Genomic DNA, 15143 nt, shown 5'->3' on the forward strand with positions numbered 1-15143 from the left:
ACCGACCGGATCGGCCGCGCCGGTGAGACGTCGAGCGGGGTGGATGTCAGGCGTTGCGGACGAGCCTCCACCGGTTGTCCGCGCTGCCGTTGTCGGAGTCCTGGACGGCCTGCGCGCCCCAGGCGGTCGACCCGTTCAGGATGCCGAGCAGCTTGTTGCTGTTGACGTTGCGAATCTTGTAGGTGCCGTCGCCGTTGTCCACCAGGATCCACCGGTGGTCGGCGGTGCCGTTGTCCGCCCACTGCAGGACGCGAGCGTTGTCGGCGGTGGACATGTTCTCCACGCCGAGGACCTTGCCGCTGTTGACATTGCGGAATCGGACCGCGTTGCCGTCGGTCACCATCACCCAGTTGTGGTCCGCGGTGCCGCTGTCGCCCCACTGCACGGCCAGGCCACCGTCGGCGGTGGACATGTTCTGGATGCCGAGGACCAGCCCGGTCCCGACGTTGACCAGGCGGTAGCTGCCGCCGGTGTTGCCGCCGCCGGTGGTGCTCCAGTAGACCGTGTAGTTGTAGCCGTGGGCGTCGTGGAAGGGTGCGAGGTTCACGGTGGACCCGTTCGCGCTGGCCGTGAACGCGAGCGAGCTGGTGCTGGTGCGCGTGATCGAGGAGACGGTGAGCGACGGCAGGGCGCTCAACGTGGTGTTGCCGTAGTTGCCGGCCAGCACCGTCGGTCCGTACGTCACGGCGGCCACCGAGCTGTTGTCGTTGGCGGCGCGCATGACGACCTGCATCGGCAGCCGTACGGTGACGGTGTCCCCGGCGGCCCAGGTGCGGGTGACCGTCGCGTAGCTGCCCGGTGTGGTGGCGACGTTCTGCGCCGTGCCGTTCACGGCGATCGTCGCGCCGGTCGTCCAGGCCGGGATCCGCACCCGGATGCTCCACGAGCCGCTCATCGTCCCGGACAGGGTCAGGGTGGTGGTGTCGCCGACCGGGTAGGTGGTGCTCTGGGTGACCGTGATGCCCCGCTGCGACCAGTTCAGGACCGACGGCGTGAACAGGTTCACGGTCAGTGTGGTCCCGTTGTAGAAGTAGATCGACTCCATCAACCTGGTGTTGATCTCCAGGCCGGTGCCCTGGCAGCACCAGAACGAGTTGTAGTCGGTGCTCCAGGTGCCGCCGCCCCACGCCGGTCCCACACCGCGACGCCCGCCCGGCCGCAATGGGGTGAAGTAGGTGATGTGGCCGTGGCTGTCGGCCGGGTTCTGCCCACCGATCAGGTGGTTGATCAGGGCCCGCTCGTAGAAGTCGAAGTAGTCGGTCCGGTTCGGGTCGAGCAGCCACAGCTCCCGGGTCAGCTTGAGCATGTTGTACGTGTTGCACTGCTCGCAGGTGTCGTTGCTGAGGTACCCGGCGATCGCGTTGGGCGCCCGGAAGTGCTCGGCCTGGCTGTTGCCGCCGATGACGTAGGTGTGCGCGTTGACCGTCATGTTCCACGCGTTGCTGGCGATGTCCCGGTAGCGGGTGGTGCCGGTGGCCTTGAACTCCCGGGCCGCGCCGATCCACTTCGGCACCTGCGTGTTGGCGTGCAGCCCGGACAGCTGGTCGGAGTTGTTGGCCAGCGGGTTGAAGACGGCGGCGTGGTCGAACCGCTGGGCGGTGGTGAGCCAACGGGAGTCGCCGGTCTGCTGGTAGATGTCGGTGAGGACGTCGTTCATCCCACCGAACTCGGTGCCGAGCATGGACTGCATCTGACTGGAGCTCAGCCGACTCGTCCGGGTGTCGACCCAGCCGGCGAGCGCCAGCAGCACCGTACGGGCCTGCGTGTTGCCGGTGTACCGCCAGACGTCGAGCAGCCCGGCGAGGGTCTTGTGGATGCAGTAGTAGGGCACGTTGCCGTTGGACAACGTGCGGGCTTCGAGCGCCGTGAAGTCGGACTCCGGGAAACCGGACAGGTATCCGGCGCCGAAGCCGGCGGCTCCGTTGTTGGCCTGGCACTTGGCCAGCTCGGCCACCATGTAGTTCGCCTTGTCCCGGCAGGTGGTGTCGCCGAGCACCGCGTACGCGTACGACCACGCGGTCAGGAAGTGCCCCTGCATGTGGGTCCGGAACGGGAAGTTCGGCGCGTCCCAGCCTCCGTTGGTGGCGGCGCCGTTGGTGGACAGCCGGTGGTTGGCGCGGAAGTTGTAGAGCATCCGGTCGACGTCGACGAACCGCAGGTAGTTGAGCGTGCGCGTCTGGTTGTCCATCCAGCGGCTGGAGTTGAGCCGCACCTGCCCGAGGTCGAACGGATACGCCGAGACTCCGAGGTCGGGTCGGACCGGTGGGACGACGGCCGCGGACGCGCCACGCGGAGCGACGGCGGCACCGGCTGCGGAGAGGGCCACGGTGGCTCCGGCGGCCTGCAGCAGGCGGCGGCGGCTGAGCGGCGGGGGTGGCATGGGGACCTCCAAGGGTGTGCTGCGTGGTGGTGATCCGGAAGGTGGCGTCCTGCCGGTCGGCGGCGCTCGAACTGCCACTGAGCGTGTCGACGCGCAGCAGTCGGCTCGCGTGCCGCAGGAAGTTGGAGCCGTGGGCGCCCGGTGCCCGACCCGGTACGTCATCGCGGCACATCAATGTGATCGCTAACATAGTTGGTCGTTAACATGCCCGCAACCCCCCGGATCGCCGGTTCGGCGGCACGGCGGGTGTCCGTGCGGTCGCGTCGCGCCTCGGCGTCCCGATGGCGCGGTCGAGGTGGGGATCGCGGACGGTTCCGGACCCGACGCGCCGGTCTCCTTGATCGCACGGTCATGACACAGCGTCACGAGAACGTGCTCGCCCTCCGTTGACGCCCGGCTCGCCGCTCAGTACGGTGCATCGTAAATCGTGGATGTCAGCGTCGATACATCAATGCTGCGATGTGGTTACGACGGTCATCTCGCACCGCCAGAAAATCGAGGTCAGATCGGGGGAGGGGGAGTCAGGCAAGAGCTGTTAGCGCTAACACGGCTGTCGGCCGTGTTGTTCGGTATGCGCGGCGACGCCCGCTCGACCGGCAGCCGGCAGCGGTGACTCGTCGACCCAGAACCCGCGCACCGCGCACTCTCTGTGGGAGCCAATCGTGAAGGTGAACGAGAGAACCACAACCCGGGCCGGCAGCCGGGTCAGGCGGGCCGCCGCCTGGCTGGCGAGCCTCGTCTGCGTCCTCGCCCTGCTTCCGGCCAGCGCCGCCCGGGCGGACAATCCGATCGTCCAACACATCTACACCGCCGATCCGGCACCGTTGGTGCACAACGGCCGGGTGTACCTCTACACCGGGCACGACGAGGACGGCTCGACGTACTTCACCATGAAGGAATGGCGGGTGTGGTCGTCGGCCGACATGGTGAACTGGACCGACCACGGCTCGCCGTTGAACCTGGCCACGTTCTCCTGGGCGGACGCCAACGCGTGGGCCGGTCAGGTCATCGCGCGCAACGGCAAGTTCTACTGGTACGTGCCGGTGCGGCAGCGCTCGAACGGGCAGATGGTCATCGGCGTGGCGGTGGGCGACAGCCCGACCGGTCCGTTCCGCGACGCGCTCGGCCGACCCCTGGTCGGCAACAACGAGATCGACCCGTCGGTCTTCATCGACGACGACGGGCAGGCGTACCTCTACTGGGGCAACCCGGGGCTCTGGTACGTGCGGTTGAACGCCGACATGATCTCGTACTCGGGTAGTGCGACCCGGATCCCGCTCACCACGGCGGGCTTCGGCACCCGTAACGGGAACGCCAGCCGCCCGACCCTCTACGAGGAGGGCCCGTGGGTGTTCAAGCGCAACGGGTTGTACTACAACGTGTTCGCGGCGGAGTGCTGCTCGGAGTTCATCGCGTACTCCACCGCCACCGGTCCGACCGGGCCGTGGACGTACCGCGGGACGATCATGCCTCGGCAGGGCGCCAGCTTCACCAACCACGCCGGGGTGATCGATTTCCAGGGCGGGTCGTACTTCTTCTACCACAACGGGGCGCTGCCGGGCGGCAGTGGTTACACGCGGTCGGTGGCGGTGGAGAAGTTCACCTACAACTCCAACGGCACGATCCCGACGATCAATATGACCACCACCGGCGCGCCGCAGGTGGGGACGCTGAATCCGTACGTGCGGCAGGAGGCGGAGACGATCGCGTGGGGCTCGGGCATCGAGACCGAGGTGTCCAGCGAGGGCGGGATGAACGTCGGCTGGATCGAGAACGGCGACTACATCAAGGTCAAGGGCGTCGCGTTCGGCGCGGGGGCGACCTCGTTCACCGCCCGGGTCGCGTCGGCGACCAGCGGTGGTCGGATCGAGGTACGCCTGGACAGCGCCAGCGGCCCGACGGTGGGCACCTGCACCGTCGGTGGCACCGGTGGTTGGCAGACCTGGACCAGCACCACCTGCGCGGTCAGCGGCGCGACCGGCACCCGTGACCTGTACCTGCGCTTCGCCGGTGGCAGCGGCAACCTGTTCAACGTCAACTGGTGGCAGTTCAACGGCAGCACCGGTGGCGGCGGGAACGTCCTCACCAACGGCGACGTGGAGAACGGCACGACCGGGTGGGGTGTGAACGGCAGCGGAACGATCTCCCGCAACACGTCGGTCGTCCGGGGTGGCGCCGGCTCCCTGTCGATCACCGGGCGTACCTCGGCGTGGAACGGCCCCAGTCAGGACGTGACAGCGAAGCTCACCAACGGCAAGAGCTACACCACGAACGTCTGGGTACGCGCGCAGAGCGGCACACCGTCCGCGAAGGCGACACTGGCGCTGACCGCCAACGGTACGACCAGTTACCTCCAGCTGACCCCGGCGACAGCTGTCAACGCGAACGGCTGGACGCTGCTCACCGGCACGGCGACCCCGTCGTGGAGCGGCACGCTCACCGGCGCCACGTTCTACGTCGAGACGGCGGCGGGCACCGACAGCCTGCTCGTCGACGACGCCTCGTTCCAGTGACGCGCGGTGCCGGAGTCGTGGTCGCACGGCTCCGGCACCCACCCGTGACCGCAGGTGGAAGCGCCCGGTGGCGACGCGACTCGTTACGACTTGACGAACGACATGTTATCGCTCACAGTCGATGGATGAGGGCGGCCACGGCTGTGGCTCACCGGGCGAGTCGGCCGGCCGCACCTCGGAACGCGACGTCCGCCCAGGGCATGCCGGACGTCGCGCCAGGATTCCCAGCAGTGGTGCCGTGACGGCTACCGGGCTCGCTGTCACGGTCTCGCCGACCCTGGGACACCACCGCCGTCGTACGAGGGCATCGGTCGCCGGGCATCGCCGATGCGGCTCTCCGACGTCGTGGGCGCAGCTTCGGGTGCTGCGCCCCCATCGCTGAACCACCACAGACAAGGAATCCGCATGAATCACAGAAGAGTCCTGCGAGCGGCGGTGACCGTCGCGGTCGCCGGCGCTCTCGCCACCGGCATGACGATGGCAATGACCACCGGGGCCAGTGCCGGCACGACCCTCGGGGCCTCGGCGGCCGAGAAGGGCCGCTACTTCGGTGCCGCCGTCGCGACGGGCAAGCTGTCCAACAGCACGTACACGACGATCTTGAACCGTGAGTTCAACAGTGTCGTGGCCGAGAACGAGATGAAGTGGGACGCCACCGAGCCGCAGCAGGGTCGGTTCAGTTACAGCGGCGGTGACCGTCTGGTCAGCCACGCGCAGGCCAACGGCATGAGCGTGCGGGGTCACGCGTTGCTGTGGCACCAGCAGGAACCGGGTTGGGCGCAGGGCATGTCGGGCAGCGCGTTGCGCAGCGCGATGATCAACCATGTCACGCAGGTGGCGACGCACTTCCGCGGGAAGATCTATGCCTGGGATGTGGTGAACGAGGCGTTCGCCGACGGTGGTTCGGGTGGGCGGCGTGACTCGAACCTGCAGCGGACGGGTAATGACTGGATCGAGGCGGCGTTCCGGGCGGCGCGGGCGGCGGATCCGGGTGCGAAGTTGTGTTACAACGACTACAACACCGACGGGATCAACGCGAAGTCGACGGGGATCTACAACATGGTGCGGGACTTCAAGTCCCGTGGTGTGCCGATCGACTGTGTGGGCTTCCAGTCGCACCTGGGCACGTCGTTGGCGTCTGACTACCAGGCCAACCTGCAGCGCTTCGCCGACCTCGGCGTGGACGTGCAGATCACCGAGTTGGACGTGATGACCGGTGGCAACCAGGCGAACATCTTCGGCGCCGTCACCCGGGCCTGCATGAACGTGTCCCGTTGCACCGGCATCACGGTGTGGGGTGTGCGCGACTGCGACTCGTGGCGTGGTTCGGACAACGCGCTGCTGTTCGACTGCAACGGCAACAAGAAGGCCGCGTACACCAATGTCCTGAACGCCCTCAACGCCGGCCCGGGCATCCCCACCACCCCGCCGCCGACGACCCCGCCGCCCACCACCCCGCCGCCGACCACGGGCGGGTGTTCCGCGTCGGTGTCGCTGAACTCGTGGAACGGCGGGTTCGTGGCCAACGTGAAGGTGACCGCCGGCTCTGCCGGCACGAACGGGTGGAACGTCAGCGTCACGCTCCCCAGTGGTGCCAGCGTCACCAGCACCTGGAGCGCGACGGCCAGCGGCTCCAGCGGCACGGTGCGATTCGCCAACGTGGACTACAACGGCCGGCTCACCGCGGGCCAGGTCGCCGAGTTCGGCTTCCAGGGAACGGGCAGCGGGACCGGCATGACGCCCACCTGCACCGCCTCCTGACCCTCTGATCGCACACGACGGCCGGTGTGGAGAACCATCCTCCACACCGGCCGTCGTGCGCGGCGGGTCGGTCAGGAGTACGGCAGCCGCAGCACCGACTGGTTGCCGAGGCCGATGGTGCTGGGGTTGTTGCCGATCGCCGACCACACCTCCACCCGGACCCTGCCGTTGCTCAACGCGCCCAGCGTGCCGGTGGCCGACGCCAGGCCGGCACCCTGGGTGTAGTGCTCGTAGCCCGAGACGGGGTCGGTGGCGAAGTAGCGCCACGTCTCCACCCGGTCCCAACTGCCGTTGCCGGTGAGGTCGTAGGAGACCCGCACCTGCACGCCGTTGCCGACCGCCGTGCCCGCGTCCACGAACAGGTCGAACGCCGTCTGCCCACCGGAGTAGGCGAGGTTGAGGCCCGTCGCCGTGAAGACCTGCGCGTTGGTGGGCGTACCGTCGTGGTTGCCGTTGGCCGCCGCGACGGTCGTCGTGGCCGCGCTACCGGCGGCGCCCAACCCACCGCCGGGCAGCAGGTACCGCGTCGGTCCGCCGGTGGACGGCGGCGCGGTCGTCGTCGGCGGCGGAGTGGTCGTCGGTGGGGGATCCGTCGGCGTCGTCGGGGGTACGCCGCCGGCCGCGTTGCCGCCACTCCAGGTGTTCGCCCCGGTGGTGGCCGTCTTACCGGCGCCCACACTCAGCGTGGTGCCGTTGGAGAACGTCACGGTGATCGGGTTGGCGGTCGGGTTCGACGCCACGTAGGTGCGGGCGCCGTTGCGGGAGAAGACCGCCGACAGCGGATGGTTGCCGGTCACCGTCGTGTCGACGGTGCCCAGCGCCGCGAGGTTGCGGATCCAGTGGAAGGTGTGCGCTCGGCTCTCGCCCTCCTCCGGCGTGTAGCCGGGGTTCGCGCGCAGGTTCGCCAGCGCCGCGTCGGGGTCACCGAGGGCCTGGAACTGCCAGAGGATGTCCTGCCACACCGTCGGCTGCCCGCCGTTGTTGCGGACCAGTTCGGCGTAGTTGGTCCGCACGTACGCCGGGTTGTTGCCCAGGTACAGGTGTCCGCCGGTGACCGGCAGCAGGTTGATGCCCTGGATCATCTCCGGTTCGGCGCTGAACCAGGTGGCGTACGCGCCACCGCTGCCCCAGACCATGCCGACGGTGGAGTGCCCGAAGGCGGCGGGGAAGTTCTGGTCGCTGACGTCGAACCAGTACTCCTGGATCGCCGCGGCCTGGGTGGTGTAGAGGAAGACGCCGGCGTCGCGGACGGCGGTGTCGCCAGTCGTCTGCCCCCACTGGATCAGGGCGTTGGCGAAGTTCATCCCCTCCGACGAGGACTCCTGGTTGTTGCCCGAGCCGAACGAGCCGTGCCCGGACGCCCAGTCGTGGCCCGCGTAGATGTCGAAGTCCCGCAGGTACGGGAAGCGGGTGTCGTCGCGGCGGTAGTTGTTGGCGTCGCGGATCAGCAGGTCCACCATGCCGCCGTAACGGCTGGTGGCGGCCCACGCCGGGTCGAACTTCGCGAGGGTCGCCGCGGCGGCGATGAAGTAGCCGTAGTGGAAGTGGTGGTCGTTGAGTTCCTGGTCGGAGCCGTACGACGCGGGGTAGCCGATCAGGGTGCCCCAGTTGTTGTCGTAGTAGAAGACCCGGCTGGTCTTGCCGCTGGACGCGGTGAACCAGTCGGTGAGCGTGCTGCGGATCGCGTTCAGCGCGCTGTCCCGCGTGGCGGTGTCGTTCACCTGGTCGGCGATCTCGGCGATCCGGGCGGCCCGACCGAGCCCCTTGCCGGTCCAGTAGGTGTCGTTGCCGCGTTGGTCCATCGGGTTGCCGCGAACAGCCGCCAGCTGGCTGGTGAGCGTCGCCAGGTCACTTCCGCTGCCGTCGCCGACGGCCGGCAACTCCGGCAGGACGCCCTGGAATTTCATCGCGGTGCGGAACTGGTTGACGCCGGTCAGCACCTTCATCCGGCCGCGCGCCGACGGGTAGGTCGGGGTGATCGCGGTGGACCCGCTGAGCGACTTCCACTGGTGCGGGTAGAGGCTGACCACCGTCTGCGTGGCGGTGCCCTCCCGGGCGGTGGTGGTGAACGCGTACGTGGTGGTGAGCCCACTTGTCGCCGGGTTGTACGAGTACGACACCTGGGTGCCGGTCACGTGGGCGTGCGCGTACTGGCCGTAGGTCGCGGCCAGGCTGGCGCGCTCCGACGCGCTCGACGTCGGCGGCAGGAGGGCGATGGAGAAGTAGCCCCGACCGGCCAGCGTGGACGTGATCCGGCCGGACGCGACGGTCCAGCTCGCGCCGCTCGGGGCGTACCCGACGTAGTCGTGGCCGTTGACCCGGAAGCCGATGGTGGCGCCGCTGTTGGACCAGACATCCGGGGTGCCGGCGGTCCCGATCGACGCGTTGCCGCCGGTGGCCTGGAAGTACGCGAACGGCAGGCCGTGGCCGATGGTGGCGCGCAGGGTGCGGGTGCCGTCGCTCCAGTGCGGGCTGACCGTCCAGTCCGTCCAGCCGTCCACCTTGACCTGGGGCGCGGCGAGTCCGGCGACGCCGACCCGGATGTCCTGCACGTACGGGTAGTGGAACTCCCCGACGCCGGTCGCGGTGCCGCTGATGGCGGGTGTGGAGTTCGCGGAGAAGCCCAACCCGTCGGTGAAGGTGTCGTACGAGATCGGGTGGGCGTGCAGGGGCTCGCTGAAGGAGCAGTCGGTGCGCTTCCACAGCAGCGAGGACCACCAGTCGTTGGTGGGGATCGGGCCGGCGGGCGCGTTGGCGGTGGCGAACTGACGGGGGTTGCTGGACATCGCGCCGCACCCGCTCGGGAGCGGGCCGACCGGGGTGGTGGTGTAGCTGCCGGCGCCGACGGGCGCGGCCTCGGCCGCGCGCGTGACGGGGATCGCGAGGCCGCCGACGACCAGGGCCAGCGCGGTGACGGCGGCCAGGGCCCATCGGCGGTGGGGGACGGGAGGTTTCATGGTGCCTCCATCGCGCGCCGGGTGTGGCCGTTTCCGGGTCCGACGCGGTGCGTCTGAATTGGGGGGAAGGTCGGGTGAGAGAGCGCTCTCACGGCCACGGTAGTGGAGCACCGAGATTCCCGTCAATGTGTCCGTCCGGTTGCGTGCGGATGTCGTCAGGCGCCGGCGCTCTGGACGCCGCTCACCAACGCCTCTGGCGCGCGCATCCGCCACGCGTCCGTCACCAGCTCGCCCAGGCGCTCCAGGTCGATCTGCGCCAGGCGCAGCAGCACCAGGGGCAGGCCGTCGTAACCGGGGGTGGTGAAGAAGATGTCCGGCTCACCGAGCAGGAGAGCCTGCTTCTCCGCCTCGTCCCCGACGTACAGCACCGCGATGTCGAGTCGGATCACCCGCGGCTTGCCCGGTACACGCTCCGGATAGGACCAGACGAAACCCTTGTCGGCCACCCGGAAGTCGAACCCGTCGCTGGGGTTCTCCACCGTGTGCGGCAGGGCCAACGCCACCCGGCGTACGTCCTCCGCGTCAACCACCGGGCCCCCTCACGCCGCGCGTCAACAGCATGCGCCGAGACTACGCGGTGGACAGCTCGACGTGGGTCGCACCGACGATGGCCCCGTTGCCGTTCTCCTGCACGTACGCGACGACGGCCGCACTGCGCGGATCAAGGTCGGGCGGTGTCACCAGATCCAGCCGTCCCCGCTCGGCGCCTAGGCTCGCCGACGCGAAGGCGCGCACGACGTTGTCCTGCCGCAGCGTCCGCCCGGCGTTCTCACCCCGGGCGATCTCACTGTCCAGGCCCCGCTGCACGATCGCCACGTTCACCACCGTGTTGGCCGGCGGTCGCTCGGCCTGGTAGTCCAGCACCGCCCGCCGCCCGTCCCACTCGACCACGGACACCGTCAGGGAGGTGGCGGCCGGTGACGCCAGGGCGGACGCGATGGCGCCGGACGCCTGTCGACGATCGGATCCGACGAACTCGACGGTGCCGTTGACGACCATCTGCGGGGTGTACAGACCACGGGTGCGAAGGGCGCGGGCGTACGCCTCCTGCCGTGCGGTGTACGCCGCGTCGGCGAACTGGTCGGGCCACCCCAGATCGTCCCAGTAGTCGACGTGGAAACCGAGGCCGAAGACGGCCTGGCCGCGTTCCCGGGCGTCGCGTTCGATCTCGGTCAGCAACTCCTCCGCCGGGGGGCAGCTGTTGCACCCCTGCGAGGTGAACATCTCCACGACGGCGAAGCCGCCGTCTGTCGATGGGTTCGTCATGGTGGGTGTCTCCTCCCACGTGCGGCCGGGGGCGTTGCTCTTCCCGTTCCGGCCGCGACAATGCGCGCCGGCTCACCTCTCCGCCGCCTCCGGACGGACACCGGCCACCCGGGTGGTTGGATGGTCAGGTGCAGTTCACCGTGACAGACGCGCCGGAGCGGGAACGTTTCGAGGCGCGCGACGAAACGGGCACGGTCGCCGGGTTCGTCACCTACCAGCTGACCGGCTCGATCATCGCCTACACCCACACCGAGGTCGACCCGACCTTCGAGGGCCGGGGCGTCGGGTCGACGCTGGCGCGTGCGGTCATGGACGACGCGCGCGCCAAGCGGCGGACCGTCGTGCCGATCTGTCCGTTCCTCGCCGACTGGCTGGTCAAGCACCCGGAGTACGAGAGCATCGTGGTCCGCTCGACCCGCAAGATCAAGTAGATCCTGCGGGTCAGCGGCGGTCAGGCGTCGCCGCGGGCGGCGAGGGCGTCCACCAGGCGGCGGGTGGAGCCGGCCAGGTTCCACCGTCCGGCGAGGTCGATCAGCCGGTCCGGGTCGACCGGCGCGGACGGCAGCGCGGTGGGCAGCTCCGGCAGCGGCACGTCCAGCGCGACCCGGACCACCGTCGGCGCGACGCCGAGGTAGTCACGTGCCAAGGCGAGCTTGGTGCGCAGCCCCGGCGCGAAGGACGAGTCGGAGTCGTCCAGCGCGGCCAGGATGCCGGCGATGCTGCCGTAGCGTTCGATGAGCCGGGCGGCGGTCTTCTCCCCGACGCCGGCGACCCCGGGAAGCCCGTCGCTGGGGTCGCCGCGCAGCGCGGCGAAGTCCGCGTACCGGTCGGCCGGCACGCCGTAGCGGGCCCGCACCGCGGCGTCGTCGCAGTCGTCGAGCTTGGCGACACCACGCCCGACGTACAGCAGCCGGACCGGTCGGGCGTCGTCGACGAGCTGGAACAGGTCCCGGTCACCGGAGACCACCTCGACCGGGCCGGGTTGGGTCACCGAGAGCGTCCCGAGCACGTCGTCGGCCTCGTAGCCGGTCGCGCCGACGGCGGTGATGCCGACGGCCTCCAACACCTCCAGGATCATCGGCACCTGCGGGGACAGCGTGTCCGGAACGACCTCGCCGCCCTGCGGTGCCACCCGGTGCGCCTTGTACGACGGCAGCAGATCGACCCGCCACGCCGGACGCCAGTCGTAGTCCAGCGCGCAGACCATCCGGTCGGCGCCGCGCCCGCGGATCAGGGTGGCGAGCATGTCGAGGAAGCCACGCACCGCGTTGACCGGGGTGCCGTCCTCGGCGCGGGCGGCGGACTCCGGGATGCCGAAGTAGGCCCGGAAGTAGAGGCTGGGTGCGTCGATCAGCAGGATCGGGGGTCGTTGTGCCACGCCGGACAGCCTGGCACAGCCGTCCGACGATCCGGGGCACCCCCGGCCGTCCGGCGCGGTCAGCCCTTGTCGTCGTGCCGGTAGACGGTCTCCCGCCGCGCCAGGTGCTGCACGACATAACTCGTCACCAGCAGCAGGACCGCGACCAGCACCTCGACCCAGGCCGCGACTCCGTCGGCGACGGTGAGTCCGACGATCAGCAGAACGAGGCCGACGAGCGCGAGGACTCCCGCCCACAGTTGCCGGCGACGGCGTGTCGCCGCCCGGTTCGCCTCGTTCCCTGCCACGTCGGTCCTCCCGGTCGGGGCCGCCCGCTCGGGCATCCCCGAATCCAGGCTATGGCCCCGGGCGTCATCCGGCTCGGCAAAACGTCCGTCGACGTGCCCGCGACCGCGACGTAGCCGACCGCCGACCCGACCATGCTGGTCGTGCCGGCGGTCCACAGCGCCAGAACACCCCGGCCCGTTCGTCGACGTGCATGTCGCCGGCCCCCGTTCGCCAAGCTAGCGCGTTCCAAACTGGAACGGACTATAGTCGGGGCGGGAGCAACGGAGGTAGGTGGGTGCGGCGAGAAGATCTTGCCGACGCGGACTGCGGCATCGCGCAGGCGCTCGGCGTGCTGGGGGACTGGTGGACGTTCCTCATCGTGCGCGACGTCGCCGGTGGAACGACCCGGTTCGACGCCCTGCAACGCGAGCTGGGTGTCAGCCGGCGGGCGCTGACCGAGCGCCTCGGCGCCCTGGTCGAGCACGGGGTCCTGGAGCGTCGACCGTACTCACGACACCCACCGCGCTACGACTACCTGCTCACCGGGAAGGGCGAAGGGCTGCTGCCGGTCCTCATCGCCCTTCAGGACTGGGGGACGAGGCATCTGATGGGCGACGGTGAGGTGACCGCGACGGCCGACGCCGGGTCCGCCGAGGCGCGCCGGGCGCACGAACTGGTCGGGCGGCGGTTGCCCGACATCGTGCTGCCGGCACCCGACGGCCAGCCCGTCCCGGTGGCCGCGACGGGCAGGTGGAGCGTCCTCTACTTCTTCCCCGGGGCGTACGCGCCGATCCGGCCGGACTATCCGCCCGGCTGGGCGGAGATCCCCGGCGCCCGGGGCTGCACCCTGGAGTCGACCACGTACGCCAAGCGGCACCCAGACTTCCAGGCCGCCGGGGTACGGGTGTACGGGATCAGCACCCAGCGGCCCGACCAGCTCGCCGACTTCTCCGCGTACGCCGAGCTGCCGTTCCCGCTGTTGTCCGACCAGGACGGTCGGCTGGCCGCCGGCCTGCTGCTGCCCGTCTTCCGGGCGGGCGGGATGACCCGGTTCAAGCGGCTGACGCTGCTGGTCGACCCGACGGCGGTGGTGCGGGCCGTGCAGTTCCCGGTCACCGACCCGGCGGGCTCGGTCGACGAGATGCTCACTCTCGCCCGGGAACACCGAACGGTCCCCGGCTGACGCTGGGCGTCGACCGGGGACCGTGCGAACCGTCAGGCCGGGAGAGTCCAGCGCTGGTTGGCGCCGGCGAAGCAGTCCCAGATCTGCAGCCGGGTGCCGTCGGCGGAGCTGTTGTCACTGGCGTCCAGGCACTTGTTCGACTGCGGGTTGCGCAGCGTCCCGTTGGACTGCGCCTGCCAGACCTGCGCGCCGCTGCCGTTGCAGTCCCAGAGCTGGATCTTCGCGCCGTTGGCGGTCGAGCCGCTGGTGATGTCGGCGCACTTGCCGAGGGCGCGCAGCGTGCTGTCGCTGGCCACGGTCCAGGTCTGCGCGTTGGTGCCGTTGCACGTGTAGAGCTGGATGGCGGCGCCGTTGGCGGTGCTCGCCGCGGCCACGTCGACGCACTTGCCGCCGATGCCGGTGATCCGGCCGGTACGACCGGTCGGCGGCGGCGTGGTGCCACCCATGATGGTGTCGTACATCGCGCTGACCAGCGAGGTCGAGCCGCTGGTGTCCTGGGTCAGCTCCCAGTTCATCACGCCGCCGGCGTTGGCCAGCGCCCACTGCGTCTTACGCTTGACCGTCGGGATGCCGTTCCAGCACTGCTGCGCGCCGCCGATGGTGGCGCAGTCCCGGTTGGCGTTCGCCGGGTCCATGCCGACCAGCGCCGAGTAGGTGTAGTAGCCGGGGCGGCTGTAGAACGGGATGCCGAGGACGGCCTTGCTGGCCGGCAGACCACGGGCCTTCCACAGGTTGACGCTGTTGATCGACCAGTCGTAGCCGGCGTGCGGGCTGCCGCCGTCATAGGCCATGATGTTGAGCCAGTCGACCTGGTTGAACACGGCGGGCTGGATGCCCTCCAGGTAGTAGCCCTCGGAGACCACGGCGGCGGTGAGCAGCTTGCCGCGGCTGTGCAGCGCGCTGCCGAGCTGGGTCATGAGCGCGGTGTAGTTGTTCGCCGACGCGCCCGGGTCGGGGTACTCCCAGTCCATGTCGACACCGTCGAGGTTGTACTGGTTGACGAAGTTGACCAGGTTGTTGACGAAGGTGGTCCGGGTGCTGGAGTTGGCCGCGAGGGCCTCGAAGGCCGAGTCGTTACCGTCGTTCCAGCCGCCGACCGCGATCGAGACCTTGACGTTGTTGGCGTGTCCTGCGGAGACCAGCGAGGAGAGCCGCGCCCCGTCGACGCCCTGGAGGCTGCCGTTGCTGTTCGGCAGCACGAAGGCGTAGTTGATGTGGGTGAGCTTGTTGAACTGGATGCTGTTGACGTTGCCCGTCCAGGAGGGCATGTAGCCGACGCTCTTGAAGTTGTTCGGCAGCACCACGGCCTGCGCGGCGGTGGACGTGACAGTGAGTGTGGCGGCGGCGGTGGCCAGCGCGAGCAGGCCGGCGGCGAGGGCGCGGCGCAGTGGTGAGGACATCGGGGGCCTTCCCGTGGGCGGGGGACGACGCCGCCCGC

11 protein-coding genes are annotated in these 15143 nt (G+C 69.7%); 4 read left to right on the top strand and 7 right to left on the bottom strand.

Annotation, left to right across the window (positions count from 1 at the left end):
• Positions 1 to 46: 46 nt before the first annotated feature.
• Positions 47 to 2380: a beta-L-arabinofuranosidase domain-containing protein gene (locus O3438_RS04990; protein ID WP_269678802.1), complete on the bottom strand. Its 2334-nt coding sequence runs from the start codon at positions 2378 to 2380 to the stop codon at positions 47 to 49.
• A gap of 725 nt (positions 2381 to 3105) precedes the next feature.
• Here O3438_RS04990 and O3438_RS04995 point away from each other — a divergent pair.
• Together O3438_RS04995 and O3438_RS05000 are read left to right on the top strand one after the other, a co-directional pair.
• Complete coding sequence (locus O3438_RS04995; RefSeq protein ID WP_269683568.1) at positions 3106 to 4893, top strand: family 43 glycosylhydrolase; 1788 nt, start codon at positions 3106 to 3108, stop codon at positions 4891 to 4893.
• Positions 4894 to 5298: 405 nt separating this feature from the next.
• Positions 5299 to 6654, top strand: coding sequence for an endo-1,4-beta-xylanase (locus O3438_RS05000; protein WP_442929559.1), 1356 nt, complete (start codon positions 5299 to 5301; stop codon positions 6652 to 6654).
• A gap of 71 nt (positions 6655 to 6725) precedes the next feature.
• On the opposite strand, the gene O3438_RS05005 is transcribed toward O3438_RS05000, so the two are convergent.
• The 3 genes from O3438_RS05005 to O3438_RS05015 form a co-directional block, all read right to left on the bottom strand.
• A complete protein-coding gene (locus O3438_RS05005; protein ID WP_269678803.1) occupies positions 6726 to 9611 on the bottom strand; it encodes a glycosyl hydrolase in 2886 nt (961 codons plus the stop codon).
• A 155-nt stretch (positions 9612 to 9766) separates the two neighbouring features.
• On the bottom strand, positions 9767 to 10141 hold the full coding sequence (locus O3438_RS05010) for an MmcQ/YjbR family DNA-binding protein (protein ID WP_269678804.1): 375 nt from the start codon (positions 10139 to 10141) through the stop codon (positions 9767 to 9769).
• A 40-nt stretch (positions 10142 to 10181) separates the two neighbouring features.
• Positions 10182 to 10877, bottom strand: a complete 696-nt coding sequence (locus O3438_RS05015; protein WP_269678805.1) for a DUF1223 domain-containing protein — start codon at positions 10875 to 10877, stop codon at positions 10182 to 10184.
• Between the two features lie 140 nt (positions 10878 to 11017).
• Between O3438_RS05015 and O3438_RS05020 the strand changes: the two genes are divergently transcribed.
• Positions 11018 to 11308 (top strand): GNAT family N-acetyltransferase, encoded by a 291-nt coding sequence (locus O3438_RS05020; protein WP_332367446.1) that lies wholly within the window; start codon positions 11018 to 11020, stop codon positions 11306 to 11308.
• Between the two features lie 20 nt (positions 11309 to 11328).
• Here O3438_RS05020 and O3438_RS05025 read toward each other — a convergent pair whose 3' ends face one another.
• Both O3438_RS05025 and O3438_RS05030 read right to left on the bottom strand, forming a co-directional pair.
• A complete protein-coding gene (locus O3438_RS05025) occupies positions 11329 to 12255 on the bottom strand; it encodes a 5'-3' exonuclease (RefSeq protein ID WP_269678807.1) in 927 nt (308 codons plus the stop codon).
• Between the two features lie 59 nt (positions 12256 to 12314).
• Positions 12315 to 12542 carry a hypothetical protein gene (locus tag O3438_RS05030; protein WP_269678808.1) on the bottom strand — a complete coding sequence of 76 codons (228 nt, stop codon included), beginning with the start codon at positions 12540 to 12542 and terminating at the stop codon, positions 12315 to 12317.
• Positions 12543 to 12817: 275 nt separating this feature from the next.
• On the opposite strand from O3438_RS05030, the gene O3438_RS05035 reads away from it, so the two are divergent.
• Positions 12818 to 13705 (top strand): winged helix-turn-helix transcriptional regulator, encoded by an 888-nt coding sequence (locus tag O3438_RS05035; RefSeq protein WP_269678809.1) that lies wholly within the window; start codon positions 12818 to 12820, stop codon positions 13703 to 13705.
• A gap of 32 nt (positions 13706 to 13737) precedes the next feature.
• Here O3438_RS05035 and O3438_RS05040 read toward each other — a convergent pair whose 3' ends face one another.
• Positions 13738 to 15105 carry a glycosyl hydrolase family 18 protein gene (locus O3438_RS05040; protein ID WP_269678810.1) on the bottom strand — a complete coding sequence of 456 codons (1368 nt, stop codon included), beginning with the start codon at positions 15103 to 15105 and terminating at the stop codon, positions 13738 to 13740.
• Positions 15106 to 15143 lie beyond the last annotated feature (38 nt).

It is taken from the genome of Micromonospora sp. WMMC250, assembly GCF_027460215.1.
GTDB lineage: Bacteria > Actinomycetota > Actinomycetes > Mycobacteriales > Micromonosporaceae > Micromonospora > Micromonospora taraxaci.

Bases quoted from the DNA above. Each gene is read 5' to 3' on its own strand.
- O3438_RS05015 (WP_269678805.1), bottom strand. From the start codon at position 10,877: ATGACGAACCCATCGACAGACGGCGGCTTCGCCGTCGTGGAGATGTTC.
- O3438_RS05000 (WP_442929559.1), top strand. From the start codon at position 5,299: ATGAATCACAGAAGAGTCCTGCGAGCGGCGGTGACCGTCGCGGTCGCC.
- O3438_RS04990 (WP_269678802.1), bottom strand. From the start codon at position 2,380: ATGCCACCCCCGCCGCTCAGCCGCCGCCGCCTGCTGCAGGCCGCCGGA.
- O3438_RS05005 (WP_269678803.1), bottom strand. From the start codon at position 9,611: ATGAAACCTCCCGTCCCCCACCGCCGATGGGCCCTGGCCGCCGTCACC.
- O3438_RS05040 (WP_269678810.1), bottom strand. From the start codon at position 15,105: ATGTCCTCACCACTGCGCCGCGCCCTCGCCGCCGGCCTGCTCGCGCTG.